At 59.4% G+C, this 25,653-nt stretch carries 18 protein-coding genes and 2 pseudogenes; 11 read left to right on the top strand and 9 right to left on the bottom strand.

The annotated features are described in order from the left end of the window. Positions 1-119 precede the first annotated feature (119 nt). The 8 genes from PSAKL28_RS13085 (at position 120) to PSAKL28_RS13115 (ending at position 7,312) form a co-directional block, all read left to right on the top strand. Positions 120-1,088 (top strand): endonuclease, encoded by a 969-nt coding sequence (locus tag PSAKL28_RS13085; RefSeq protein WP_038610973.1) that lies wholly within the window; start codon positions 120-122, stop codon positions 1,086-1,088. A 136-nt stretch (positions 1,089-1,224) separates the two neighbouring features. Then, entirely contained in the window at positions 1,225-1,647 is a 423-nt protein-coding gene (locus PSAKL28_RS13090) for a glycine zipper domain-containing protein (protein ID WP_038610976.1), read from the top strand. Positions 1,648-1,770: 123 nt separating this feature from the next. Beyond that, complete coding sequence (locus PSAKL28_RS13095) at positions 1,771-3,048, top strand: peptidase MATCAP family protein (RefSeq protein ID WP_038610979.1); 1,278 nt, start codon at positions 1,771-1,773, stop codon at positions 3,046-3,048. Between the two features lie 363 nt (positions 3,049-3,411). After that, positions 3,412-3,714 carry a DUF6124 family protein gene (locus tag PSAKL28_RS13100; protein ID WP_038610982.1) on the top strand — a complete coding sequence of 101 codons (303 nt, stop codon included), beginning with the start codon at positions 3,412-3,414 and terminating at the stop codon, positions 3,712-3,714. Between the two features lie 118 nt (positions 3,715-3,832). Then, a complete protein-coding gene (locus PSAKL28_RS13105; protein WP_038610984.1) occupies positions 3,833-4,864 on the top strand; it encodes a hypothetical protein in 1,032 nt (343 codons plus the stop codon). A gap of 148 nt (positions 4,865-5,012) precedes the next feature. Continuing rightward, positions 5,013-5,315 carry a DUF6124 family protein gene (locus tag PSAKL28_RS26950; RefSeq protein WP_075226519.1) on the top strand — a complete coding sequence of 101 codons (303 nt, stop codon included), beginning with the start codon at positions 5,013-5,015 and terminating at the stop codon, positions 5,313-5,315. A 224-nt stretch (positions 5,316-5,539) separates the two neighbouring features. Continuing rightward, positions 5,540-6,400: a patatin-like phospholipase family protein gene (locus PSAKL28_RS13110; protein ID WP_038610987.1), complete on the top strand. Its 861-nt coding sequence runs from the start codon at positions 5,540-5,542 to the stop codon at positions 6,398-6,400. Positions 6,401-6,463: 63 nt separating this feature from the next. Then, positions 6,464-7,312, top strand: coding sequence for a mechanosensitive ion channel family protein (locus tag PSAKL28_RS13115; protein WP_038610989.1), 849 nt, complete (start codon positions 6,464-6,466; stop codon positions 7,310-7,312). Positions 7,313-7,398: 86 nt separating this feature from the next. On the opposite strand, the gene PSAKL28_RS13120 is transcribed toward PSAKL28_RS13115, so the two are convergent. Further along, the gene (locus PSAKL28_RS13120; RefSeq protein ID WP_038610992.1) at positions 7,399-7,821 is read right to left on the bottom strand and encodes a PA0061/PA0062 family lipoprotein; all 423 of its coding nucleotides are present in this window, start codon (positions 7,819-7,821) and stop codon (positions 7,399-7,401) included. Positions 7,822-7,922: 101 nt separating this feature from the next. Next, the gene (locus tag PSAKL28_RS13125) at positions 7,923-8,429 is read right to left on the bottom strand and encodes a DUF3015 domain-containing protein (protein WP_038610995.1); all 507 of its coding nucleotides are present in this window, start codon (positions 8,427-8,429) and stop codon (positions 7,923-7,925) included. A gap of 173 nt (positions 8,430-8,602) precedes the next feature. Between PSAKL28_RS13125 and PSAKL28_RS13130 the strand changes: the two are divergent. Together PSAKL28_RS13130 and PSAKL28_RS13135 are read left to right on the top strand one after the other, a co-directional pair. Next, positions 8,603-9,262, top strand: a pseudogene (locus PSAKL28_RS13130) (HlyD family secretion protein); the annotation flags it as partial. Continuing rightward, positions 9,259-10,823 (top strand): annotated as a pseudogene (locus PSAKL28_RS13135) (DHA2 family efflux MFS transporter permease subunit). The pseudogenes PSAKL28_RS13130 and PSAKL28_RS13135, both read left to right, overlap by 4 nt. Before the next feature lie 921 nt (positions 10,824-11,744). On the opposite strand, the gene PSAKL28_RS13140 reads toward PSAKL28_RS13135, so the two are convergent. From PSAKL28_RS13140 to PSAKL28_RS13150, 3 genes are all read right to left on the bottom strand, one after another. Continuing rightward, positions 11,745-12,482 (bottom strand): HvfC family RiPP maturation protein, encoded by a 738-nt coding sequence (locus PSAKL28_RS13140; RefSeq protein ID WP_038610998.1) that lies wholly within the window; start codon positions 12,480-12,482, stop codon positions 11,745-11,747. Then, complete coding sequence (locus PSAKL28_RS13145; protein ID WP_038611002.1) at positions 12,475-13,323, bottom strand: HvfB family MNIO-type RiPP peptide maturase; 849 nt, start codon at positions 13,321-13,323, stop codon at positions 12,475-12,477. The genes PSAKL28_RS13140 and PSAKL28_RS13145 overlap by 8 nt, the downstream gene beginning before the upstream one ends. Positions 13,324-13,390: 67 nt before the next feature. Further along, complete coding sequence (locus PSAKL28_RS13150) at positions 13,391-13,855, bottom strand: HvfA family oxazolone/thioamide-modified RiPP metallophore (RefSeq protein WP_038611004.1); 465 nt, start codon at positions 13,853-13,855, stop codon at positions 13,391-13,393. A 333-nt stretch (positions 13,856-14,188) separates the two neighbouring features. Between PSAKL28_RS13150 and PSAKL28_RS13155 the strand changes: the two genes are divergently transcribed. Further along, positions 14,189-18,088, top strand: coding sequence for a SpvB/TcaC N-terminal domain-containing protein (locus tag PSAKL28_RS13155; protein ID WP_038611006.1), 3,900 nt, complete (start codon positions 14,189-14,191; stop codon positions 18,086-18,088). A 585-nt stretch (positions 18,089-18,673) separates the two neighbouring features. Here the strand turns inward: PSAKL28_RS13155 and PSAKL28_RS13160 are convergent. The 4 genes from PSAKL28_RS13160 to PSAKL28_RS13175 form a co-directional block, all read right to left on the bottom strand. Further along, the gene (locus tag PSAKL28_RS13160; protein WP_038611008.1) at positions 18,674-19,831 is read right to left on the bottom strand and encodes an Ig-like domain-containing protein; all 1,158 of its coding nucleotides are present in this window, start codon (positions 19,829-19,831) and stop codon (positions 18,674-18,676) included. Then, positions 19,801-22,719, bottom strand: coding sequence for a Tc toxin subunit A (locus PSAKL28_RS13165; RefSeq protein WP_038611010.1), 2,919 nt, complete (start codon positions 22,717-22,719; stop codon positions 19,801-19,803). The genes PSAKL28_RS13160 and PSAKL28_RS13165 overlap by 31 nt, the downstream gene beginning before the upstream one ends. A gap of 406 nt (positions 22,720-23,125) precedes the next feature. Beyond that, positions 23,126-23,833 carry a zinc ribbon domain-containing protein gene (locus PSAKL28_RS13170; RefSeq protein WP_038611012.1) on the bottom strand — a complete coding sequence of 236 codons (708 nt, stop codon included), beginning with the start codon at positions 23,831-23,833 and terminating at the stop codon, positions 23,126-23,128. A 176-nt stretch (positions 23,834-24,009) separates the two neighbouring features. Then, positions 24,010-25,653, bottom strand: a complete 1,644-nt coding sequence (locus tag PSAKL28_RS13175) for a fatty acid--CoA ligase (RefSeq protein ID WP_038611014.1) — start codon at positions 25,651-25,653, stop codon at positions 24,010-24,012.

Here is a 25,653-nt window from a genome sequence, read left to right on the forward strand (position 1 = left end):
AAAGCGCCGACAACAATGTCGGCGTTTTGCTTATGAGTGTGCCGTAGTGAATATCCACCCCATAGGCGAAAGAGTAAGGACAGTTATACTGTGCGATCCTTAAGCCGATGATTTGATTCATGAAAAAGCTGTTGTCTGCTGTAGCACTGATGTTTTGTGTAGCCACTTCCGCCCTCTCCTCACCGCCTGCGACATTTTCTGAAGCCAAGGTCATCGCCAAGCAGAAGGTCTATCTCGACCAGGCCAACAGCCCCATGGGTGAGCTCTACTGTGGCTGCAAGTGGACATGGGTAGGCAAATCAGGTGGCCGCGTTGATCCCGGATCCTGCGGCTATCAAACGCGCAAGGAGCAAACCCGCGCTGAGCGGACCGAGTGGGAACACATCGTTCCGGCCTGGACGTTTGGTCACCAACGCCAATGCTGGAAGAACGGTGGGCGGGAACATTGCGTTGACGAAGATCCGGTGTTCCGTGCCATGGAAGCTGATCTGTTCAACTTGTACCCGTCGGTAGGCGAAGTGAACGGCGATCGCAGCAATTTCAACTACGGCATGAACCAGGGGATTGCTCGCCAATACGGTCAGTGCACGACAACGGTCGACTTCAAGCAAAAAACCGCAGAGCCGCGTGACGAGGTCAAGGGCCTGGTTGCTCGCACCACCTTCTATATGTTCGATCGCTACAGGCTGAGCATGTCCCGTCAGCAACAACAGTTGCTCATGGCATGGGACAAACAGCATCCGGTAACGGCCTGGGAGAAAGAGCGCGATCGCCGTATTGCCACAATCATGGGGCACTCCAACCCGTTCGTTACCGGCCAACGCAGCTGGACCACGGGATACAAGCCTGTTGGTGACGGCGTCGTCAGCGCGGTCCCGGTGCGCACCGCTCAACCCACGCCAAAACCGACCCTGGCCAGTGCGTCTACTGCCATCGGTGTGATCATCGGCAACCAGAAAAGTCATGTTTATCATCTGCCGAGCGGCTGCCCTGGCTATCTGCAGGTGTCTGCAAAAAATCAGGTGTCGTTCGCATCGGAATCTGAAGCTCAGGCGGCAGGCTATCGTAAAGCTGGCAACTGCAAATAGCAGTACAGCGAGCGCGACAAGCGGTCGAGCTTTCGGCCCGGTGTGTTGATTTACGTCTATGAACCTGGAAGGCGCGTTGTCCGCACTTTTCGCATCTGACAGACTCTAACGCTGTACACCCTTTGAGATTAACGAAATGCGAAAAATTGTTGCTGTATTTGCACTTACTCTTGCCGTAGCACCAGCGGTCTTTGCCGGGGAAACCACCAATACCGCCGTGGGCGGAGGCCTGGGTGGCGCTTTGGGCAGTGTGGTCGGCCAGGCGGTTGGCGGTAGCACCGGTGCTGCCATCGGTGCCGGCGTCGGTGGTGCTGCAGGTGGCGCAGTGAGCGCGAAGGATGGCAAAAAAACCGAAGCCGCCATTGGCGGTGGCCTTGGCGCAGCCAGCGGTCAGGTGGTGGGGCGTAGCGTCGGCGGCACGACCGGAGGCGCCATCGGTGCCGGCCTGGGCGGTGCGGCCGGTAGCGCCATCGGCAATAGCATGGCGGATGACGATGACCATCACGATAACCACAAGTCCAGCCACAAGCATAAGCACAAAAATAAGCACAAACATTGAACCTGGTACGCTGGCGACAGGCGCCAGCGGCCATATAAAGGCACGCGCCAGGGCTGATTCACCGCACTACACCGGCAACGGCTAAGCTAGTGCGATGGATCTTCGTCTCTCAAGGTGAGTACCATGAGTGCCCTGTCGCTGTCTGAGCTCGATGCCACGCTGCCCGCTTTAACCCGCAAGATCCGCGTGCTCGACGCGCTGGCGTGGCCCGAGGGTGTCGAAGAGGTTTTCCTTGCCCAGTGGCGCAGCGGCAAGGCGCAACTACCCAAGGTCGAGTTCAGCCCGCACGAGCACGGTGCTGAGATCGCAGCGCTGGACAGCTTTGTCGAGCATTGCGATCAGGGGCATCCGGCCGGGCAATTTCTCGCCAGAACCGCACACAGCTATGCCACGGCCGGGCGCATGCTGGGCGCCATGGGTACCCCGGCGTTTACCCGGTATTCGTCGGCGCTGTACCGTCGTCCGGATTTTTACTACCCCAGGCAAAAGCTGAGCATGCTCGACGCCGCGCATTTCTTCCTGAAAACCACCGACGCCCTGTTGGGTGGCAACTGTATTCCCCCCAGCCCCGCCGATATTCCGGCCGATATATTTGCTGCCTGGCTGCAGCCGGAGCTGGACCGCTTTTTTGGTGCCGGCCAGATCAGTATCAAGCTTGAACCTGAGCTGGCCGCCAAGGCCATCGCCGGCACCAGCCGTATTCGCCTGCGTGCCAGCGCCTTGTTCAGCGAACTGGACAAGCAGCAGTTGCTGCAGCACGAAGCCTTTGTGCATGTGGCCACCGCGCAGAACGGTGCGCGCCAGCCCAACCTCAAATGCCTGGCCCTGGGGGCGCCACGCACCACCCAGACACAAGAAGGCATTGCCACGCTGGCGGAGCTGTTCACCGGCAGCATGGACATCAACCGCTTGCGCCGCCTCGCCTTGCGCGTGCTTGCGGTGCAGCAAGCGCTCGATGGCGCCGACTTCATCCAGGTGTTTGAAGGTTTTCTCATGGCCGGCCAGTCGCCGGAAGAGTCCTTTCGCTCAGCGCAGCGGATTTTCCGCGGCGCCAATGTCCGAGGGGGTTCGGCGTTTACCAAGGATGCCGCGTACCTGACCGGATTGCTCGGTGTGCACACCCTGCTGCGCGTGGCGATCCGCGACAACCGCCCGGAACTGGTCGGGCATTTGTTTGCCGGGCGCCTGAGCCTGGGCGACACCTTGCACCTGGCGCCGCTGTTTGAGTCAGGCTGGTTGGTGGGACCAACCTTTATTCCGGCCTGGGCCAGCGACCTGCGCCGGCTTGCCGCCAACCTGGCGTTTTCTGCCTTTATCGCCCGGGTCAAACTGGATGTACTCGATCTGCAGCGGTTCATGGACTTTGAAGACGAGCACGAAGTCGATAGCCGCACCCTGTAAGCGCGGCATGCAGAAACTACGTCCCTCAAGTCAGTTACTCCGACAGCTATCTGCGACAAATCGCGATGCTTTAGGTGTTTTCTGTCAGGCCGTTCTGAATCATACTTCCGCCGCCGTTGCTCTGTTGTGCCTGGGCCTTCATGGCCCTAGGCTGCTGCCGTCGTTGGAAAATCCAATGACCGGATTTAGCAGTCCGAATATGCATCTAGAGCTCAACGGAAACCGCTATATGGCGGCTGTACGTGGGGCACCTTCGGGTGCGCCGGTTTCGCTCTAGGTGCCCGGTCTGCTAACCCGCGTATAGCTGCCACCCTTCGTTTAGCAGCGAATCGTGGTCGCTCCACTGCACCTTCGGAGCACCTCATGAAAAAGCTCGTCCCCGATCCCCCAAGTATCGACCTTTCCAACGCCACCACCGCCAACACCCCGTTCGGCACCAATCGCATGTTCGCTGTCCGCGCCGGTATTTCCGCCGAAGAAGCGTTGCTGCATGCGTGTCATCTGCTGCAATGCGCCGAGGCTACGGTCAGCGATGCGGTCGATCACCTCACGCTCAACGACCGCTCCCTGGTGAGCGGCGCTGGTCAGCACATCGAGACGGCACGTGCGCTGATCGACGCCGTGCTTGATGGTGTAGGCGTGAACCGGATCTTCATTCCCCGCTAACCGAAACGCGCTGACGAAATCAGCTGGTTTGAAGGTGGATCACAACCAGCTGATTGAGCGATGGCGTTGTCCTTCGGCTATGATGGCCGCCCGTCAGACATCTGGAAGTCCGATCTGTATGCGCAAGCCCTTGGCCATACTGACCCTCGCTTGTGCTACCGGCTACGCCAACGCCGCGCCCACCGACCTCGCCGGCGTCTGGAAAGGCACCCTCGGCAAGAGCACGATTACCGCCTGTTTCAACGCCGCCCCCGACAGCAACGGCAGCTACTACTATCAGCGCTTTCTCACGCCGATCCAGCTAACCCAGGAAAAGGCCGGCGAACCCTGGGTCGAAGACGGCAAGACGGGGTTCTGGCAACTGGACGCCCTGCAGGGCGATACGTTGAGCGGAACCTGGAGCAAGGCGGCAGGCGCTACCCCGTTGCCCTTGGTGCTTACGCGCTCAAGTGCCGAAGGCTGTGGTGGCGACGCTTACAACGCGCCAATGGAGGCAGCGCCGTTACCCGTCAAGGTAGAGAAGAAAACCTTCGGCGAGCACGCCTATCAGGTCAGGACCCAGGGCGCCCAGGTCACCCTCAGACTGGAGGGAGACAGCCCGGCCATCCACAAGATCAATCAACAACTGGCACGCCTCGCCGTCAGCCCCGAGGGCCAGAAAGCGTTCTTCAACGAGCGACGTGAATTCCTCGGTCGTATCGGCTCCGCCTACACCAGCGAGATCAGCGTTGACCCGACGTATTGGTCGTCTCAGTGGCTCACTGTCAGGTTTTACCGCTGGAGCGCAGGCTTTGGTCGTGGCGGCATCAGTTGGGGGTTGCACACCTGGAACCTGCAGACCGGTGAAAGCGTCGATCCCTGGACCTGGATCGGTACAGGTTTTGAGTGGTACAGCCCCTTCTCCGGGCAGGTCAAGCTGCCGAAAAATTTCGCCACCTGGCTCGAGACCCAGGCCGCGGCGGACAGCGACTGCCCCGGCGTGGCGAGCTACGACTCCTACGACCTGAGTTTCGACACCCAGGGCATGCAGCTGGCCAACCAGCCCATTGGCGATGGCTGTGACGTAGACGTGACCTTCAGTTGGAAACAGTTGGAGCCGCTGCTCTCGGCACAAGGTCGGGCAGCGCTACCAAGCCTGCAGGTGCCGTGAGCAACGCCTGGATACGACTGCAGCCGAAGCAAGCAGCGACTACATCCTTCAAGTCAGTTGCTCCCACAGCTATCTGCGACAAATCGCGATGCTGTAGGTGTTTTCTGTCAGACCGTAAGGATGGTTGCTTCACTGACAGAGGTTGCCCATGAAAAAGCTCGTCCCCGATCCCCCAAGTAGCGACCTTTCCAACGCCACCACCGCCGACACCCCGTTCGGCACCAATCGCATGTTCGCTGTCCGCGCCGGCATTCCCGCCGAAGAAGCGTTGCTACATGCGTGCCATCTACTGCAATGTGCCGAAGCTACGGTCCACGATGCGGTCGATCACCTCACGCTCAACGATCGCTCCCTGATGTGCGGCGCGGGCCAGCACATCGAGATAGCGCGTGCGTTGATCGATGCGGTACTTGATGGTGTTGGCGTGCAACGGATCTTCACGCCCCATTAGCCGAGCCACCGGTGGGAGCAACTGTCTTGACCTGGTGCTTTGAAAACAGCGTCGCCGGTGGGAGCGGGCTTGCCCCGCGAAGCGATGTAGCCGACAGCCCGCAATCGCGGGGCAAGCCCGCTCCCACCGGTATACACGCCGACCAAAAGCCGCTGCATCAAGCGAAATTAACGCCGACCCGCCAGCTACACTAAGTCGAACATTGCTGCACAGAGACTTCGAGCATGGCGACCAACACCGCAATCGTATTCGCCGGCGGCGGCAGCCTGGGTGCGGTGCAGGTCGGCATGTTGCGGGCCCTGGTCGAGGCTGATGTTCGATTCGACATGGTGGTTGGCGCTTCGGTAGGCGCGATCAACGGTGCCTACTTTGCCGCAAGGCCCGATTCCGATGGTGTCGCAGCGCTCGCCGGGTTCTGGCGCGGGCTGAGTAAAACCGACATTTTCCCCCTCTCCTGGCTCGATACCTGTAGAGGTCTGATGAAACGGCGTGGCTATCTGCTGCAACCGTCGGCCTTGAACCGATTACTGGGTCAGGCACTGCCCATCCATCGCATCGAAGAGGCCACGCTGCCCCTGCACATCGTCACCACCGACCTGCTCAGTGGCGCCGAGACTGTGCTGTCCAGTGGCGAACTCGAGCAGGCGTTACTGGCCAGTGCTGCCATCCCGTTGGTGTTCCCCTGCGTACAGATCGCCGATCGGTTCCTGGTTGACGGCGGCGTGGCAAGCAATACGCCTATCTCCACTGCAGTAGCCTTGGGCGCCAGCAACGTCGTGGTCATCCCCACCGGCGTGAGTTGCGCCCTGACCCAACCGCCCCGAGGCCTGGTCGCCTTGGCCCTGCACACCGTCAATCTGATGAGCATGCGCCAACTGGTGAGCGACATCGAACACTTCCGCACCCTCACCAGCCTGCACATCGTCCCGCCTTTGTGCCCTGTGGATGTCTCGGTGTTCAACTTCGACCAGACCGAGTCTTTGCTGCAGCGTGCCTATGAGCAGACTCTCCGCTGGCTGGAACACGGGGGACTCGAACGCACCAAGGTACCGGGGGCCCTGACTCTCCATTCACATGCCCATTAGCTGGCGTGGCACACAGCTTGTGCTAGCGTTTTGAGGCCAATCCCTCATTTTCGAGCCCCAGCCATGGACGAAACCATCGTTAACGTGACCACCGAGAAGTTCAACGCGATAATCGCGCTGGTGCAACAATACGGGGCCGCTTTCGCGGTCAAGATTCTCTCTGCAATCGCCTTCTGGATCATCGGACGCTGGTTGATCGGTTTTGCCGTCGGCATGGTGCAACGGGCCCTGACCAAGCAGAAGCTCGACCCGACCGTGCTGCGCTATGTCGGCTCGGTCATCACCGTGACACTGAACATCATCCTGGTGATCGGCATCCTCGGTTACCTCGGCATGCAGACCACCACCTTCGCCGCGCTGCTCGCTGCGGTCGGTCTGGCCATCGGCATGGCCTGGTCGGGGCTGCTGGCCAACCTTGCAGCCGGTGCCTTTATTATCGTCCTGCGCCCGTTCAAGGTCGGTGACTTCATCAGCGCCGGCGGCGTGATCGGTACGGTCACCGAGATCGGCCTGTTCGCTACCGCGATCAATACCCCGGACAACGTACTGACCCTGGTTGGCAACAACAAGATCTTCAGCGACAACATCCAGAACTTCACCCACAACCCGTACCGCCGTGTCGAACTGCAGGCGCAGCTATCTGGCGCGGCCGACTGGAAAGCGGCTGCGGCGTTGCTCAAGCAGCACATCGCGGCGCTGCCCAATGTGCTCGCCGAGCCTGGAGTGGATGTGGAGATTCTGGAGTTCAACCTGGTCGGCCCGGTACTGGCGGTGCGCCCGTACTGCCACAACGAGCACTATTGGCAGGTCTATTTCGACACCAACCGCACCATCAAGGATGCCCTCGGCGAAGCCGGCTTCCCGGCGCCGATGCCGGCGCAGACGGTGATCGTCCAGCAGCAAGCCGGGTAAGCCGCAGCGCCTTGACGCCGCCTACGGTGTTACGCGTTCCGTGGGCGGGTCGAGGCGTTGCCTTTGAGCTGAGCTGTTGACTCACCTCACATGAGGCAGTAGTAATCGCTGGCCTCTGCAACGATCTCACGCTTGGCGTTGTACAACCGTGCCTCAGGGGTCATGGCCATCGAGCGGCCTTCGAGAACGTAGCGTTGGCCAGCTTCGAAATGCTCGTAGTGAATGGTCAGGTAACAGACGCGTACGGTGGGGCCGCCCATCATGCCCATGCCCCCGCCACCGGTTACTTCATAGTCGAAGCGCACGATCAGCTCATGGCGACCGGGGCTGACTTCGAAAAAGCGCCCGTCGCTCAGGCGCTGTTTATCCAGACGCTCGGCCAACAGCAAGCGGTCGTTGGGGAACGGTGTAGAGAAATCGACCCAGGCCATCTGGGGATTAGCCGCTGGCATCGGCGCCTGACAAGCCGCAACAACACTGGCTGCAAGTAACAGCATCATCCTGCGCATGATAAATGCCCGAAGGGATTACATATTCAGCATAGCGCCGTGCATCGACTGGCACACGAGAAAGCCCTCCGTGGAGGGCTCGATCGACAGTTGCCAGATTGCTAGCCGGGTTGCTGCACGTAGCGCGCCAGGCGTGGGTCGCGGCTCATTACCGCCAGGGTGTTGCTATAGACCTGTTCGGCGGTGACATCCTGATTGGCAAAGATCTCATCGAAATGCCGGTGGGTGACACTGGCAAAGTGTTGCCGATCATCGCTGGGAACCCCCAGCAACGTGGCATAGGCGCTCAATGCTTCACCATTGCCTCTGGCCATGTCCTCGGAAATGCCCTCAAGCATGTTGTTCATCGCCAGCATCGAGCGGCCACCATAGCCCAGCTTGGTTTTCGAGTCGCAGCCGTTGGTGCCGGAGGTCAGGCCAAAAGTGGCGTTGCCAGAGGTGCCGTTGGTGGTTGTCGCCAGCAGGTGGGGCCCCAGGCCGCTTTTCCCTTCAAACAGCATGTTGCCCCAACCACAGCCATTTCCCCCTGCTTGTGCTGCCTGCACGGAAATTGCGGCAGCACTGAGGAGCCCAAGTAAAACTGCTTTGCCGATCAGCTTGTTTGTCATGCTCGTCTTCCTTTGGTCGTATTACGCCATGGACACGCGAACGCTGGAGCAACGAATCGTTGAACAACACGCGCCCTCGTTAGAGGGTTTAGGCGAACCTTGGGCCAAGTACAAAGTTGCCACGCAAAAGAATTCGTTTTGCCCATGCGCAGACGTACACCCCCTCCCCCTTATACCAGACCCTGGTTCGTACCCAGGCCGTGTCGGTACAGAGCGCCCAGCAGGTCGAAGCCACCTGGAAAGCCGCCCGCGCCGATCGCGCCCGTGCAGACGCCGGGCTCATGGCGGCACGCCGCCAACTCGATGTGATCGACAGCCAGCGTGGTCAGGCCCAGGCCGCCCTGCAACAGGCCCAGGCCGAGCGAGAACAGGCCCTGCTCAATATCGGCTATACCGAATTGCGCGCCCCGGTGGATGGTTATGTGGGCAACCGTCGCGCCCGGGTTGGCGCCTACGCTGCCGTAGGCAGTCAACTGCTCTCGGTTGTGCCGGCAAAGGGCCTGTGGATCGACGCCAACTTCAAGGAAGACCAGTTGGCGCACATGCAGGTGGGGCAAGCGGTGAGCATCCGCGCCGATATCCTGCCCGGTCGTGAGTTTCACGGTCATATCGAAAGCCTGGCGCCTGCCACCGGGGCACAGTTCAGCGTACTGCCGCCGGAAAACGCCACCGGCAACTTCACCAAGATCGTCCAGCGCGTACCGGTACGGGTACGCCTGGACAGCGTTGATGCCGACTTCGGTGCGCTGCGCCCGGGGCTGTCGGTGGTTGCCCAGGTCAATACCCGTGACGCGCCGCAACCGAGCGATGTTGCGCTGGCAAGCCGGCCATGAGCAGCCCCCTGCCCACACTCAGCACGGCGCAGAAAGTCGCCGCCTTCGCCAGTATGTGCGTCGGCATGTTCATCGCCCTGATCGACATCCAGATCGTTTCCGCGTCGCTCAAGGATATCGGCGGTGGCCTGTCGGCCGGTGCCGACGACACGGCCTGGGTGCAGACCGCCTACCTGATCGCGGAGATCATCGTCATCCCCATGTCCGGCTGGCTCTCACGGGTGATGAGCACACGCTGGTTGTTCGCCGTATCGGCCGCAGGCTTTACCCTGACCAGCCTGCTCTGTGCGTTGGCATGGAACATCCAGAGCATGATCGCCTTTCGCGCCTTGCAAGGCTTTCTCGGCGGTTCGATGATCCCGCTGGTATTCACCACGGCCTTTATGTACTCACCGGCAAGCAGCGGGTGATCGCCGCCTCGACCATTGGCGCCATTGCCTCGCTGGCCCCGACCCTGGGCCCGGCAGTGGGCGGCTGGATCACCGATATCGCCTCCTGGCACTGGCTGTTTTACATCAACCTGGTACCCGGCCTGTTGGTTACCGTAGACGTGCCGATGCTGGTCAAGGTTGACCGGCCCAACCTCGCGTTGCTCAAGGGTGCTGACTACCTCGGCATGCTGCTGATGGCGCTGTTCCTGGGCTGCCTGCAGTACACCCTGGAAGAAGGACCGCGCTGGAACTGGTTCAGCGACATCACCATCGTCATCACTGCCTGGATTGCCGGCATCAGTGGCGTGCTGTTCATCTGGCGTTGCCTGGACATTGCCGAACCCATCGTCGACCTGCGCGCCCTGGGCGATCGTAACTTTGCCCTGGGCTGTCTGTTTTCCTTCGTCACCGGTATCGGCATTTTTGCCACCATTTACCTGACTCCCCTGTTTCTAGGACACGTGCGTGGCTATGGCGCGCTGGACATCGGCCTGGCGGTGTTCTCCACCGGAGTGTTCAAGCTGCTGGCGATCCCGGTGTATGCCATGCTGGCCAACCGCATCGACCTGCGCTGAATCTTGATGCTGGGGCTGAGCCTGTTTGCCCTGTCGATGTGGGACTTCTCTGCCATTACTCATGACTGGGGCGCCAAAGAGCTCCTGTTACCACAGGCAATCCGCGGTTTTGCCCAGCAAATGGCGGTTCCGCCGGTCGTTACCCTCACCCTCGGCGCCCTGGCCCCTGAGCGTCTGAAGCTGGCATCGGGCCTGTTCAATCTGATGCGTAACCTCGGCGGCGCCATCGGTATCGCTGCCTGCGCCACCGTGCTCAACGACCGCACCAACCTGCATTTTCTGCGGCTGGCCGAGCATCTCAACAGCCGCAACGAAGTCATGAACAACTGGCTCGAGCAATTGACCGTCAACGCCCAACTGCTCGGACAAAGCAGCCTCGATGCCAGTCAGTCGGCACTGCATCAACTGTGGGCGCTGACCTGGCGGGAAGCGCAAACCCTCACCTATGCCGACGCTTTTCTGATGATCATGGCGTGCTTCGTGGTGACCACTTCGCTGGTGCCGTTGATGCGTAAAGTCCAGCCGCCGAGGCAGCCGTCCGCTGACGCTCATTAGCGCGGCGGACACGGGGATACGTGACAGTCTCACGTAAAATCAAAGGTGCTTCACGGAACCCTGGGGAGCATGGTCTTGGGACTGGACTGGGGTTGGGATGTTGAGGTTGTGGGCTTATCCATTTTGTATGGCGATGCTGCCGGCCCCTTCCGCCCTCACGGCGGCCTACTTTCCTCTTGGGGAAAGTAGGCAAAGCCGCTCGCTCCTGCATCCGGCCCTACGCTGCGCTCCGGGTCCCTTCGCTCCGGCACCTTCCGGGACCACGCGGCCTACGACTTGCTTCGCCAAGTCTACGGCTCGCGTTCTTCGGCTACGCCGAAGGTGCTACGCACTGGCCCCTACAGGCACCTCCACTCAGCCTTCTGAAGTCGCAGTCCGCGGCGCCTGCACTTGCGTGCATGAAGAGCAAGAGCAAGGCTTTGAAGCGGGATTTTCCCGCGATGCGAGGTAACTGGCAGGTCGATATCGCGGGGCAAGCCCGCTCCCACCGGGAGACCAATTAACCCGGTGGGAGCGGGCTTGCCCCGCGATGACATCCTGGCTCCGCCAGAATCAGATTTCGAAGATGCGTCAGCACAGGCGCCACCCGTAACTTTGCGACTTCAGGAGGCTGAGCGTAGGTGTCTGGAGGGGGCTGGTGCGTAGCACCCTTCGGCCTTAGCCGAAGTTCGCGAGCCGTAGACTTGGCGAAGCAAGTCGTAGGCCGCGATGCCCCTGGAAGGCACCGGAGCGAAGGGACCCGGAGCGCAGCGTAGGGCCGGATGCAGGAGCCAGCGGTTTTGCCTACTTTTTCCAAGAAAAAAGTAGGCCGCCGTAAAGGCGGAAGGGGCCGGCTGCATCGCCACACAAAATGGATAAGCTCACAACCTCAACAACCCAACCCAACCCAACCCAATTAACGCTGGGCAATCCGCTCAGGGGTTATCCATACACCACACCCTGCTCGCGCAGGTTCTCCAGCAAAGCCAGGCCTTGCGGCAGAATCGCCACCACGTCGACGCCAACGGCTTCGGCCAGGGATTGCAGATGCTCACGCCCGGTGCAGTTGTGCGCCTGCAACGAAGCAAGCAGCGCATGGGCCAGCGGCGCCAGGCGCGAGAAATGCACCTGCAGGTCAGGACCACGCCGTGCCAGCAGCAAGGCCGGCTGATCCGGGGCCTGCTGCGGCAGGTAGTTCGGGCTTACTTCGTTGACCGGCCACTGGTAAGCCAAAGGCCAGGCCAGTGGCGACAGCAGCGGTACGCCATCGAGCAGGTCACCCTGCGAGTTATGCGCAGGCTCGCACTTGTCGCTCAGGAGCAGCGCGGCCTCCACCCATTCGTAGTGCGCCAGCTCAGGCACCCAGGGCGGCAAGTCGAGGGCAGCGCCACCGCCTGCTTCGAGGAAGGTGAGAAATTCTGCCGATACTTCGGTGAACAAGGGCGTCTGGCAGCGGTAGTCGGCGTAGAAGGATTCAACCAGCGCTAGCCATTTCTTTGCCCCGAGGCAGGCACGCATCACCGGGAAGCCACCCGACAACAACGACTCCACGTTACCGAAAAACAACTGCCGGTACACCGCCAGACGCCGCGCCTCGATGCCGGGTGGCGGCGCGTTGCGCTGCGGGTCGCGCACATAGCGCGCCATGCTCAGCAATTGCTCATGCAGTACCTCATGCATGGCGCACCTCCGGCCAGCGAATGGCAGCTTGCTGGCGCCGACGAATCTGCTCGACCTCGGTCAGCAGCTCCGCCAGCGGCGGGAAATTGAAGTCGCGCTCCAGCAGGGTCGGCAGCGCACCGAAGCGCTGGTATGCCTGTTCCAGCAAGGTCCAGACGTCCTTCTTCACCGTCGCGCCGTGGGTATCGATCTTCAGGTCCGGCGCCTCATCGTAGTGGCCGGCCACGTGCATATAGACAACCCGTTCGGCCGGCAGCGCAGCCAGGTACTCACCGGCGTCGTAGCGGTGGTTGATCGAATTGACGAAGAGGTTGTTGACGTCCAGCAGCAGGTCACAATCGGACTCCTCCAGTACCGCGCGCAGGAAGTCGATCTCTTTCAGCACCTGATACGGCGCGGCGTAGTAGGAAATGTTTTCCACCGCGATACGCCGCTCCAGAACATCCTGTGTCTGGCGGATGCGCGCGGCGACATGCTGTACCGCTTCGTCAGTAAAAGGCAGCGGCAACAGGTCGTACAACTGACCATCGTCCGAGCAGTAGCTCAGGTGCTCGCTGAAGAACGCCACGTTGTGCCGATCGAGGAACTCGCGGGTACGTCGCAGCAGCTCAAGATCCAGCGGCGCCGGACCGCCAAGGGACAGCGACAGCCCGTGGCACGCCAGCGGGAAACGCTCGGCGAGACGCGCCAGAGCACCACCGTGACGGCCACCGACATTGATCCAGTTGTCCGGCGTACATTCGAGGAAATCCACGGAGCTGGCCTCCATTGCCAGCAGCTCAGGCAGCAAAGCGCGGCGCAAGCCGAGGCCTGCACCCTGTGGAAAATAAGGGGTGGTCATGGAGCGTCTCCATCGAGGTCACCCTCCCCGGCGGGGAGTCCAGAGAGGGTGCAAAACAGGGCGCGAATCAGTTCTTGGCCTGGCTCAGCTTGGTGAACAGCTCGGTAGGAACCGGCTTGCCGTTGGAGAGGTACTGGTTGCTGCGGAACGTGTAGACCTCGCCCTCGGAGAGAAAACCGTCCTTGTTGCTGTCCATCGCGGTGAATTCAGCGCCGCCCTGCGGTGCCACCGTCAGCAGCTCCTTGAGCGAGACCCGACCGTCGTCGTCAGTGTCGGTGCGAGCGAAGGAGGCATCGCCGCATTTGCCTTCACCACACTTGCCTTCGGCGGCCTTGGTGCTGCTGGTTGCTGTAGCGCCACATTTGCCCTCGCCACATTTGCCTTCAGCGGTCTTGTCGGCGGCGGCCAGTTGGTAGCCCTGAGGCAGAGCCTCCACGGCGAAAGCGGCGGACGATACCAGGTTCAAGCCGCCGGCCAGGGCGACAGCGATCAGGCCAATACGGGTCTTGCCAGGGAGCTGGGTACGGGACATGGTGTTTCTCCGGATACAGTGCGGCCAGGCCGCGCAGGTCATGCCACAAGGGCGTTGTAACCCTGGTACGAGGCGCCAGGGCTTACCTCGTTTGGGTGTGGCCATTTCGCCACGGCCATGTGTCCGTGACGTATCCATAGGCAGGTACATTTGTATGCGAATCTGCGAGCCACGACGTACGGATACAATGTGATACGTCTAGCGCGCCAGCACCTGGTAATTCTGCCAGGTGAAAAAAAATCGAATTCATGTGAGCGTAAGTCGAAGCACAGCGGTCAGCCCCACACAGAGCGCACGAAGGCTGATCAATGATCTTCAACGCAAGGGACTGACATGAACGATCAAGCACAACTGAGCGTCAATCCACCTGCGTTGCCCAAAGCTGGCGGTGCTATTCAAAGCATTGGCAAGGGCTTTGGCGGCGTGGGTACCACCGGTGCCGCTTCGCTGGAATTGCCGTTGCCCATATCCCCTGGACGCGGCTTTGCCCCGGCGTTGGGGCTGGGCTACAGCAGCGATGTCGGCAACAGCCCGTTCGGGATCGGCTGGCGGATGACCACCGACGCCATCACCCTGCGTACAACCAAAGGTGTGCCGACTTACGACGGCAATGACCAAGTGGTTGGCCCCAGCGGTGATGTGTGGATGGCGGAGCGCACTGAGAGCGATGGCAAGCCGATCTCCAGAGTGGCTAACAGCTACAACGGCGTGAAGCTGGATGATCACACCGTGGTGCGTTACTGGCCCAGGGTCGAGGGTGGCTTCGATCTGATCGAACATTGGTCGAACACGGCAGACCCTGTAGGGTTCTGGCTGATCCACGGGGCCGATGGCAGCTTGCATCTCTATGGCAAAAACAAAAACGCGCGCCGTGCCGACCCGAACGACGAAACGCACGTCGGCGTGTGGATGATCGAAGAAAGCCTGAACACCCGCGGCGAACACATCGTCTACGAGTACAAGCCTGAACAAGACCTCCCTGCCCCGCCACAGCACCGCGACTACCGTGCTCAGTGCTATCTGGAACGTGTGTGCTACGGCAACCAAACGGCCTATCCGCACCTGTATGCCTGGAGTGCCGACAGCTGGAAAAGCCAGCATTGGCACTTTCAGCTGGTGTTCGACTATGGCGAACGCAGCGCCGACCTTGAGCAGGTACCGGCCTTCGAGGAGCAGCAGCCATGGTCCGAGCGTAGCGATCCGTTCTGGAACTATGCCTACGGTTTTGAGCTGGGCACCCGGCGCCTGTGCCGGCAGGTGCTGATGTTCCATCACTTTCCCAACGAACTGGGGCCAGATCCGGTACTGGTCCAGCGCCTGTTGCTGGAACACCGGCCAAGCCCGTTGGGCTACAACCATTTGACCGCAGCCCACGTCCAGGCTTACGACAGCCTGGGCCAGGTCGAAAGCCGACCGCCTTTGGAGTTCAGCTACAACGCATTCGATCTCAGTGCGCAGCATCAGAGCTGGGTAGCGTTTCCTGAGATGCCCGGGCTCAACGACGGCCAGCGCTACCAGTTGGTGGACCTGTACGGCGAAGGCATGCCGGGAGTGTTGTGCCGCTACGACAAGGGCTGGTATTACCGCGAGCCGTTGCGTGGCAAAACCGGCGGCAATGAGGTGAGCTACGGTGACTGGCAACCGTTGCCACGTGTTCCGCTTGCCGACAGCCGCAAACCTGTTCAGCAGTCCCTCACGGACCTGACGGGCGACGGCAAACTGGACTGGCTGGTGGCCCGGCCCGGCATGGGCGGTTTCTTCACCCTCGACCCTGACCGAACCTGGTCAAACTTTGTGCCATTCGATGCCTTTCCCATCGAGTTCTTCAATCCCTTGTCGCAAATGACCGATCTGCAGGGAGGCGGCCTCAGCGATCTGGCATTGATCGGCCCCCGCAGCGTGCGTTTGTACGGCAACCGTCGCGAGGCAGGGTTCGCCGGGGGCCTTGATGTGCCGCGTCGGCAAAACGACGATGACCTGCCGCTGCTGAGCAACTTGGCGACTGAGCTGGTGGCCTTCGCAGACATCATCGGCAGCGGGCAACCGCACTTGCTGCGCATCCGTCACAATGAGGTCAAATGCTGGCCGAACCTGGGCCATGGGCGGTTCGGCAAGGGATTTGTGCTGTGTGCCTTGCCGTTCAAGTATGCCGAGTTCAATGCGGCACAAGTGTTACTGGCCGACCTCGACGGCTCCGGCGCCGCCGATCTGATCTACCTGACACCTGATTGCATACAGGTGTTCATGAACCGTTCCGGTAACGGCTACGACCTGTCCCCCATCGAGCTGCCCTGGCCCGAGGGTGTGCGCTACGACCCACTCTGCCAGGTCACTACCGCCGACCTGCAAGGGCTGGGGTGTTCCAGTCTGATCCTGACCGTACCGCACATGGCCCCCCGACACTGGCGCTACGACTTCGTCAAGGCCAAACCCTACCTGGTGAACGCCACCTGCAATAACATGGGTGCCACCAGCCATGTCACCTACCGCAGTTCGGCCCAGGAATGGCTGGACGAAAAGCAGGAGCAGATCGACGCCGGGGTGGAACATCCGGTTTCTGAACTGCCGTTTGCCATGCACCTGGTGAGCCGGCAAACCCAGCTCGATGAGATCACCGGCAACCGCCTGACTCAGGGGTTCAAGTACCGCGGCGGTTTCTACGATCACTTCGAGCGCGAGCTCCGGGGCTTTGCCCTGTTGCTGCAGACCGACACCGAAGCTACGCCTGCTGAACGTTCGACAGCGGGCTTCACCGCGCCGATCCTGAGCAAAACCTGGTTCCACACCGGAAAAGCCATCGACGCGTCGCGCAGCGGTTACTACGCAGGCGATCCGTTGGCCGTCCCGTTGAAATCCACCGTATTGCAGAATTACCACTTCAACGATCGGTCGGCGTCGCCGCTCTCCGACCCCGACGTAGAAACCGCCCGCGAAATAGCCAGAGCCCTGAGTGGCAGGGTAATGCGTACGGAAGTTTTCGCTGCGGATGATGCCCCTGCTACTGCCGTGCCCTATGCGGTCAACGAGAGCCGCTATCTGGTACGGGTACTGCGCACCAAGGGTAAGCATCAGCCTTACGCCGTGCTGCAACCGCTGGATCTGGAAGCGATCAGCTACCAGTACGAACCGCTCATCAGTGATGACCCGTTATGCCAGCACACGCTCAATCTGGAGTGGGACGAATACGACGCCTATTGGTGCCTGAGCACTGCCGTCACCCTACCGGACGGCTGTACCACCCGCAGCCTCGACATCGACTATCGGACATTCCTGCCGGCAGCCATCGAAGATGCCAACGCCAATATTCAGGAAGCCCGCTATAGCGCCTTCGGTGAACCGCTGGTGACCAGCTTCTACGGGACGGAGATGGGCGAGCCTGTGGGATTCGATCCATTGACGAGCTATGTACCACCGCCAGACCGCGATCCCGTCATCGCCATCCACGATCCGAAGTTAGCCATCGGCCGTTTCGCCAGCGCCGGCTTCTGGGACACCTTCAGCTGGATGGGGCGGATCTCCCGAACCTCCCCACCCTCTTCCGAGTGGCTGGACTGGGCCCGGGCCGCAGGCTTTGTATTGCCCAGCGGACACCTCTGCAGCAGAGCCCGGCAGCACCTGGAAGGCCTGGAAAACCTTGATGTGAACGCAACGATCCTCAAGCAACAGATCGACGCGGCACAGCGTGAGCCGGTGTACTCCGTCGGCCTGCTGGCGGACCGCTACCCAGGCGATGAAGAGATGCAAGTACGGGTGAGCATTGCCTGCCTGGACGGCTTCGGCCGCACGCTGCAAACCAAGCAGGAAGTCGAACCTGGTAAGTCCTGGTTGGTCGATGAAAACGGTGAACTGCTGCTCCAGGACGACGGTACGCCGCAGGAGGCTGAGGTACCACGACGCTGGCGGGTCAGTGAGCCGGTGGAGTACAACAACAAAGGCGAAAAGGTCCGGGTGTACCGGCCGTACTTCGCCGACCAGCCGCGTTATATCAATGATCGCTCGATGCGTCAGCATGCCTATCACGATCAACAGTTTTATGACGCTGCAGGCCGTCCCACTGAAACCGTGCTAGCGAAGAAAATGCTCCAGGGCAACCCGCCCGAGCTAAAGTCGCTACGCCGGGAAATGTGGTATTGGGTTTGGAGTACGGTTGCCTTTGATGAGAATGACCTGTTTGATCCGCCGCCGGCGCAACCACAGCCCTCGCCTTGGTTGAAGAACACAACCAGGCATTGATTCACCTGCCCCGTATCTGGTGGTCATCGGCAGACGTGGTTTGGGACGATCAGCCGATTCGAGTTGGTCGAGGGTGCCGTGATTTCATCAATCACGGCATGATCCCCGGCCGGCGTGACTCCACGAAAAACTCAGTTCCAAGGCAGTGACGGGGCATCATATCGGAATTCCGTACAGAGCCTACTGGTTTAACTTCTACACCCTCAAAATAAGCGCTACTTTCATTACCTTTATGGTGCCACACGTCGAGATCTAACCCACTAAACAAATCACCTGTAAACATTACAGCTGGCCCTTCATAAACGGCAACAGCCTGCAGCCCCAATCTTGTAGCAGGTCGTCACGCATTCAAGAACTGTATCGTATTGAGAAAGCGATACCCCTACCCGGCAACGGTTTGGTCACCGCCAGGTCAACGACCAACCTCCCATCCTCACCGGGCTTTAACCCCGCACGAGTCCTGGGCCCACAGAACCATTTGCTGCTTCCAGCCCAAGCTCTTGTTCATGGCAACATTGCTTTATCCCTATAGAAATACCGCTTCTTCAGGACAGCGTTTGAGTCACACCTTCAGAAACATTCAGATCAAGCAACATAGAACAACTTGTTTTCGATGATTTTGGTCGGGTCCTTGAGCGCTTCTTGTTGTTCCTCAGGACTTGCAATGAACATGCTGCCGATGCCCTGCAACATAACGGCAAAATCAAGGGGTCGGGAAAGCCGCTTGCACTTTAAATTGATTGCTATTCGACGTTTAAAATGACTAAGGCATTTAATCTCCCAGGAGAATCCCTCTTTAGTGAGATCTTCGCTTTCCCCCAGTGCCGGCGTAACCTCGAGCTCTTCGGGCGCCTCAGCGCCCTCCATCTCCCAGTTCAACTCGATTTCTTCGCCTATCAACACGCACTTCTCACTGGGTTTGAGTTGCAGTTGGTGGACCCTACCCAGCCTCAACAACAGGAATCCTGTGGTCATGTCCATTGGCTGGCCATCGAGAAAAAAATCGAATTGTTGCCAAGGTACTGTCGGTATCGCCCGCACGTTGAATACGCGTTGACCCTCCGCCAGGTTATAGGGCGCGTCGAATTTAGCGGTGACTGGATGATTTTCGGCCTTGATGGGACTGTACTTATAGCGGGCCCATCCCTCCTGATCGGTTAACACAGTTTCAATACTGGCATCAGCTTTTTGCCAGGTCACGGCAACACCATCGGCCGGCCCCTTTGTCTGTGCATTTAGCAGACGGACAGCCAACTCGATGGTTTCTCCCTGCGGTATAACAGGCCAGTGCTCCGGCTGCTCGGCCCCAGCATCGTCAAGCTTGAAGTGCCCCACTACGCACGGGAGAATATACGGGTCGGCGTCGTAGATACTCTGCAAGACGATCTGCAGATCACCGTTCTCTGCATTACCGCTGACAACCTCGAATGCTTTGCTGATCAACTGGGTTCCATCTTGCTCTGGTTCGGTTGGCAGCAGTTCAACCTTGAGCCGGCTTGCCTCCTCAGCGTCCTGCCAGTAAGCATAAACACGTGAACCTGGATAAACATCGTCCCCTCCCCAGCCGCAAGCGGGATCTACCGCTAACTGCAGACGATGCTTCGTGCCCTTTCCCCGGCAGATAGGCACTTTGCCATGAACCAGGAATCGTGCTTGCCGACCCTCCATCGTTATCTCGGGGGCCCTCTCCTCTAGCAGCAGTGGCTGCAAAATCAGCTGGACCTCAACACTGGTGAAATGCATCGCACCTTCGCGCCACGGCCAATCCCCGGAGGCACCGACTTGGGGCGTTTCGGGGTTGTGACCGGATGCAAAACGCAACTCAAATGCGGTTTCGTTAGGCTCGAAGCGCCTAAAGTAAGGTAGTAAAGGGTCGGGAGGGTGATTTCGCCTGCCGAAAAACCAAACCAGGTTTCCCCCCAGGTGCGGGCATGGTTTTGCAGCATGCCGGCATCCAGCTTGAACTGCTGGGTGACGCGCGCGAGGCGGCTCAGTTGCGCGAGCTCGACCAGGAGACCCTGAAACACAGTGTCTTCTTCTGTGTCATCTCCACTCATGGTTATCCGGCGCAGGCTGGAACGACTCAGATTCGGGATGTTACCCGACAGAGAAAGCGCTCTGGCAACGGCGAGCAAATTGTAGGCGCTGTACTTGGCCCAGAAGATCAGGGGCAATACCAGCTCTGCACTCAAAAGCAGATAATCCGCCAGACTTTCCTGAACGACTGCTCGTTGCGCGGCGCGAGCCCGTAGTATGATCGCGAGAAGCGTATCGAGGATTTTATGCTTTTCCTGATTTACAGGCACAATTGAAGCATTCGTCGTGCGTTTACGCGATTGCCGGGTATAACGCGGCTCATTACAGTCGGGATCTTTTTTTCCGGCGTACAGTTCCTCCAGCATCGCGTCGATGATGCTTTTGGCACTGTTCTCATAATCTTCTTCTGCGGCGGCTACGCCATCTTTCACGATGCCATCGAGGTCGACAAGATCGCGCAAGCGACACAGCCAATCAGGGGTAACTATCTGCTCCTCATCATGGCCTGCAGGAGGCCCTTCGATTGTGCTCGGCACCCCCGCCTCCAGCAAGGTGGTGCGCGTAATCCTTACCGGCTCCAGGCGGCTGTTCAACTCGTTCAGCAGTTTTATTTCTGCATCGGTTGAGACCGCCTGCGGTGTGCGCAGGTGCTGAATGAGCCAGACAACATCAATGTCATTATCGCGGCACCACTGCACACATGAACTTAGCGCTACCAAGGTGCCCAAAATATCGGCGTAGCCGAACACTTGAAAGCTTACATTAAGCGGAACCCCAGCCACTTGGCGGACCAGCGATTCGCCGTCCTCATCGAGCACTTCAATCAGCGCCAGAAGGACGATGGGGTGAAGTTTCAGACAGGACGCCAGGCTGGTGATCCGGTAAAAGGACGAGATTACCGGCAGCGATCGCTTCAGTACCTTGCCTTCCGTGGCCATCGCAATCAGGCGAGCCAGGTATTGGAAGGTTTCTTGACTCAAACCCAGCGCGGCACAGATCTGCTGCACCGTTTGCCGACCCCGCTCATCTACGGGCTGAATATCAAACTCGCTGTCATCAAGCACAAGCGGATTAGGGAACAGTGAGCGGCCGTTGAAAATACGATCAAACTGCGCCTGCTCCGCCCCTGCCCCGTAAGGTGAAAGCTGTTCCAGCCATGCAGCAAATTCCTCAGCCTTGACGCCATAGCGTTGGCGATAATCTTGAAACACGCCCAGAGCACGTAAAGTGTTGACCGTCATCCAGGGAGAGTCGTTACCCCCTCCTTCTGCCGTGATGGCCGCCATGACCAGACGATCGGTTTCTCTGAACGACAAATTCATCCAGCGGCTAAGGCGAATCATCCGATTGAGACGGTCTGCCCGATCTTCGCTCAGGTTGGTCAGTTGGTGGGGTGGGACCCGTATGCCATCAGGGCTGTCTTCCTCTGATGTGTTGATCGTTATGGCGGGTTGCTTGCCGCCGTTAATAAAAACCGCGCCAAACCTGGAGGGGTCGACATCTGTGTCTACAGGGAGCACATTTACCGATGCGCAAGGGGCCTGGGTTTTCACTGCAAACAAAGCATCCAGGTCGAGACGAGGCACTTCCGTCGCAAGGCAAAAATTATCGGCCCGTTGCAGTTCAGCCAAATTGTCGATGCCATAGTTCTTGGCAAAAAAGTCGGCTTGCTCTTCAGCAACGTCGACAGGATGCAGCTGGTGAGTACGCGGGTCACTGCGACGCCGACTGTTGCCACCTACAAAAATTGGCGATTCGATAAGCAAGGCTCTTTTGCGCGCGCCAAGCCCGGCACTTTGTTGCATGGCTATATCCGATACAGGCGAATGTTTGCCTTTACGAATAAAATACGGATAGTCACCATCAACATGCCGGCCGATCTCGCCCAGTGTTAACGCGGGCACCGCGGACGTCAGAATCCCATTGATTTGATCTTGCCAGCGCTCATAGGGTAACAAAAAAGGATAACGCGCTTGCGCCAGCGCAACATCAACATCCTCCCCCTCTTGTTTGCCCTGCAGATATTTATGTATCGCACGCTCCAATACATCGCTGACAATATCCAGCGTTGGCACCAACTCATTCATTGCCGGCGTATCTATCATTTTGCTGGGCAGGTCATCTCTACGATCGGAAATAACAAGTTTTGAACCCGCGTTGCTACCTTCCCGTTCAAGCTTCAGTATCTTGCAGTACAGCGCTCGCAAGTAAGCCACCGGCGATGTGGAGGCTTCAATCGAGCGCGGTAACGCCATCGCATCCCAATCGATCAGAAAGCAGTTGTTGTAGGTAGGTCCGCCCACCAGCGCCGACAGACCGTGGCGCTGCCTGAAAGCACGCCGGACACCACCGCTCAGTGCGTTTTCCCTGAACTGACGTGCCACGGCGATGCCGACGCTGCGCGCCATGCCAGATAGAATGCGTGCATCGGTGATATGCAGTTGACTGTGTTTTTGCAGCAGCTCTTCTGTTGATGCATTCGCCAGGGCGGTGAATGACCCTGCTTCAGAAAGAACTGACTGCAATGCGGGTGATTGGGACAATGACCATTGTTTTAGCCATTGGTTATCAAACGTCAGCTCAATATCTTCCATGTCATTCTACCTGGTAGTTTAAATACACAGATTGGTCATGATTCAGTGCTGGTAGATAAGTACAAATATTCGCCTAGCTCAACTGACATTTTTATCAGTAGCAGGGATTCTGGCTTGCGTTTAAAGTGGAGCGACAACAGCTATAAGCAACACTCAATAAACCGGTATCCCAACGCCAGCGTTCCACTGTTTCGCCGTAGCGATAACCAAAGCTACAACCTGCGCCTGCAAGCCTTGCGCCCGGAAAGCTTTGATGAGGGATTCACGCAAGATCGAAGGCTGCGCCACCGTCGACCTACTGGCCGGTGTGGCGCTGCCGGTGGGCAAGCTGCAGATGGGGGCCTACAACCTCAGCGTTCGCAGCTACGAAACGCTCTACATGCAGGCTAACCAGGCTACGAAACGTTCAATCAGGCTGGATCGGATCGGCGGAAAACCAGGAACCCATCAGTTCAGTGGTCGCGGCTTGGAACTCCACATGGCCGTGCCGGTAGCGTTCTTGTTTGAGGACCATGTCGTTGAAGCGCTTGTAGATTTCCTGGGGATCGGCACCCGGCGATGCGCCCGCCAGCGCGACGCTGGCCACGAGCAGAATTTCTTCCCCTGAGGCCCGCGTATCATCGCCGGAGGCAAACAGGTTGATACTGGTCAAGTAACCGGTTTCTTTGTCCACAGAGCCGATCAGGCCAACGTAAGAACCAAGCGTTGTGTCGAGAAAATCAAGGACCTCCCCTGTTTCTATGTCTGTCGGGTCAATGGCAAAAGGCTTGTCGAGCGCTTTGAACGTTGCGTTCACGCGATCGGCGTACTGCTTGGGTGTCATCCCCAGCGTCACGTAATACACCAATTGACCGTTCTGTACCTTCACCGGGCTGCGAGGTGCACGGACCTCCACCGACTCGTCGACGGCGAAGATAGGGGGGATAGGGGCTAGTGCAGTGTTGTTCCATCCCGAAAATACCGCAAGAAACAGGACCATCACGACCACGACGCCGGCAATCACTTTAAGCTGTTTTGCCGTGTTTACCGTCGGGTTGTGCTCGCCGCAGTTCGGGCAGACGTTGGCATCGTTGTCTACGGGGTGGTTGCACGACTTGCACAGCGTGGCGGTCATCAAAAGCGTCCTTTCGTCCTTGAGCGTGGAAGGACGATTGTACCGTCTGACCGTCCCTTATGGGAGCAACTGGCTGTCACTTGGTAAACCTGTGGGAGCCGGCCTTGCCGGCGATTGCCGCCACACTGGCCTCATCGCCGGCAAGGCCGGCTCCCACGGGGATTAAACCGCCGTACCTACAGGGCGTGAGTTTCGCGAATCAGCTTTTTGTTGATCTTGCCGACGCTGGTTTTCGGTATCTCGTCAACAAAGCGCACGTGCCGTGGCACCGCCCATTTGTTCAAACTGCCATTGTCGACAAACTGCTGCAGGTGCTGCGCAAGGGACTTTTGATCCAGTTGCACGCCCGCGACGCAGACCACCAGGGCCAGCGGTTGCTCGCCCCACTGCGCATCGGCAACCCCCACCACCGCCACCGAATCAACGCCGGGGTGCTGGCTGATCAAGCTTTCCAGTGCCACCGAGCTGATCCACTCGCCACCGGTCTTGATCACGTCCTTGATCCGGTCACGGATCTGCAGCACGCCACGGTGGTTGATACAGCCCATATCACCGGTGTGCATCCAGCCGTCGGCCCACAGCGCGGCGCCTTGTTCGGGCTCCTTGAGGTAGCCTTGGGTCAGCCAGGGCGCGCGTACCACGACCTCGCCCAGACTTTCACCGTCGTGGGCTACGTCATGGCCTTGCTCATCGACAATGCGCAGGTCCACCAGCGGAATCGGCACACCGGCGTTGATCCGCAGCGGCACCTGCTGCTCCAGGGGCAGTGCCAGGTCTTCGCGGCTGAGGCTGGTCAGGCACAGCAGCGGACAGGTTTCGGACATGCCGTAGCCGCAATAGATCTGGATTCCGCGCGCACTCGCCCGGGTGGCCATGCCCTGGGTCAAGGCGCTGCCGCCGATGACCATTTTCCAGCCGTCCAGGTCGGTTTTGCGGCCCTCTTCGCAATCGAGCATCATCTGCAGCAGGGTCGGTACGCAGTGCGAGAAGGTCACCTGCTCTTCACGGAACAGGCGCACCAGCTGGTTGGGCTCATAGCGGCCCGGATAGACCTGCTTGATCCCGAGGGCCGTGGCGACATATGGCACGCCCCAGGCATGCACATGGAACATCGGCGTAATCGGCATGTACACATCGCCCGAACGCAGCAAAGGTTCGCCGCCACAGGCAGCAAGCGTGCCCAGCTCGTTGAGCGTATGCAGCACCAGCTGGCGATGGGTGAAGTAAACGCCTTTGGGGTTGCCGGTAGTGCCGGTGGTGTAGAACAGGGTCGCCAGCGAGTTTTCATCGAAGTCGGGGAATTCGTACTGACTGTCGGCCGCAGCGAGCAATGCCTCGTACTCACCCAGCACCGACAACTCAGTGGCGCAGGGCTCGGCATCGCTGAAGCGGACAAAACCTTCGACCGTCTGCAGCTCGCCCTGCAACTGTTCCATCAACGGCAGGAAATCATCATGCACCAGCACCAGACGGTCCTCGGCATGGTTCATGGTGTAGCGGATCTGTTCGGCGGACAGGCGCACGTTGACCGTGTGCAGCACGGCACCGATCATCGGCACAGCAAAGAAGCACTCCAGTGCGCGGTGACTGTCCCAGTCGAGCAAGGCCACGGTATCGCCAGGTTTGACCCCGGCCTCGACCAGCACATTGGCCAGGCGCTGGATACGCTCCATCAAGGTCGTGTAGGTATAGCGCAGCTTGTCGGCGTAGACGATTTCCTGGCCGGGTTGATAGCGCACGCCGGAAAGCAGCAGGCGCTTGATCAGCAGCGGATAGCTATAGGCCCCGGGTGCCGGGGCAATGACGCGGGTATTGATCAT

It is taken from the genome of Pseudomonas alkylphenolica, assembly GCF_000746525.1.
In the GTDB taxonomy this organism is placed as follows: Bacteria; Pseudomonadota; Gammaproteobacteria; order Pseudomonadales; family Pseudomonadaceae; genus Aquipseudomonas; species Aquipseudomonas alkylphenolica.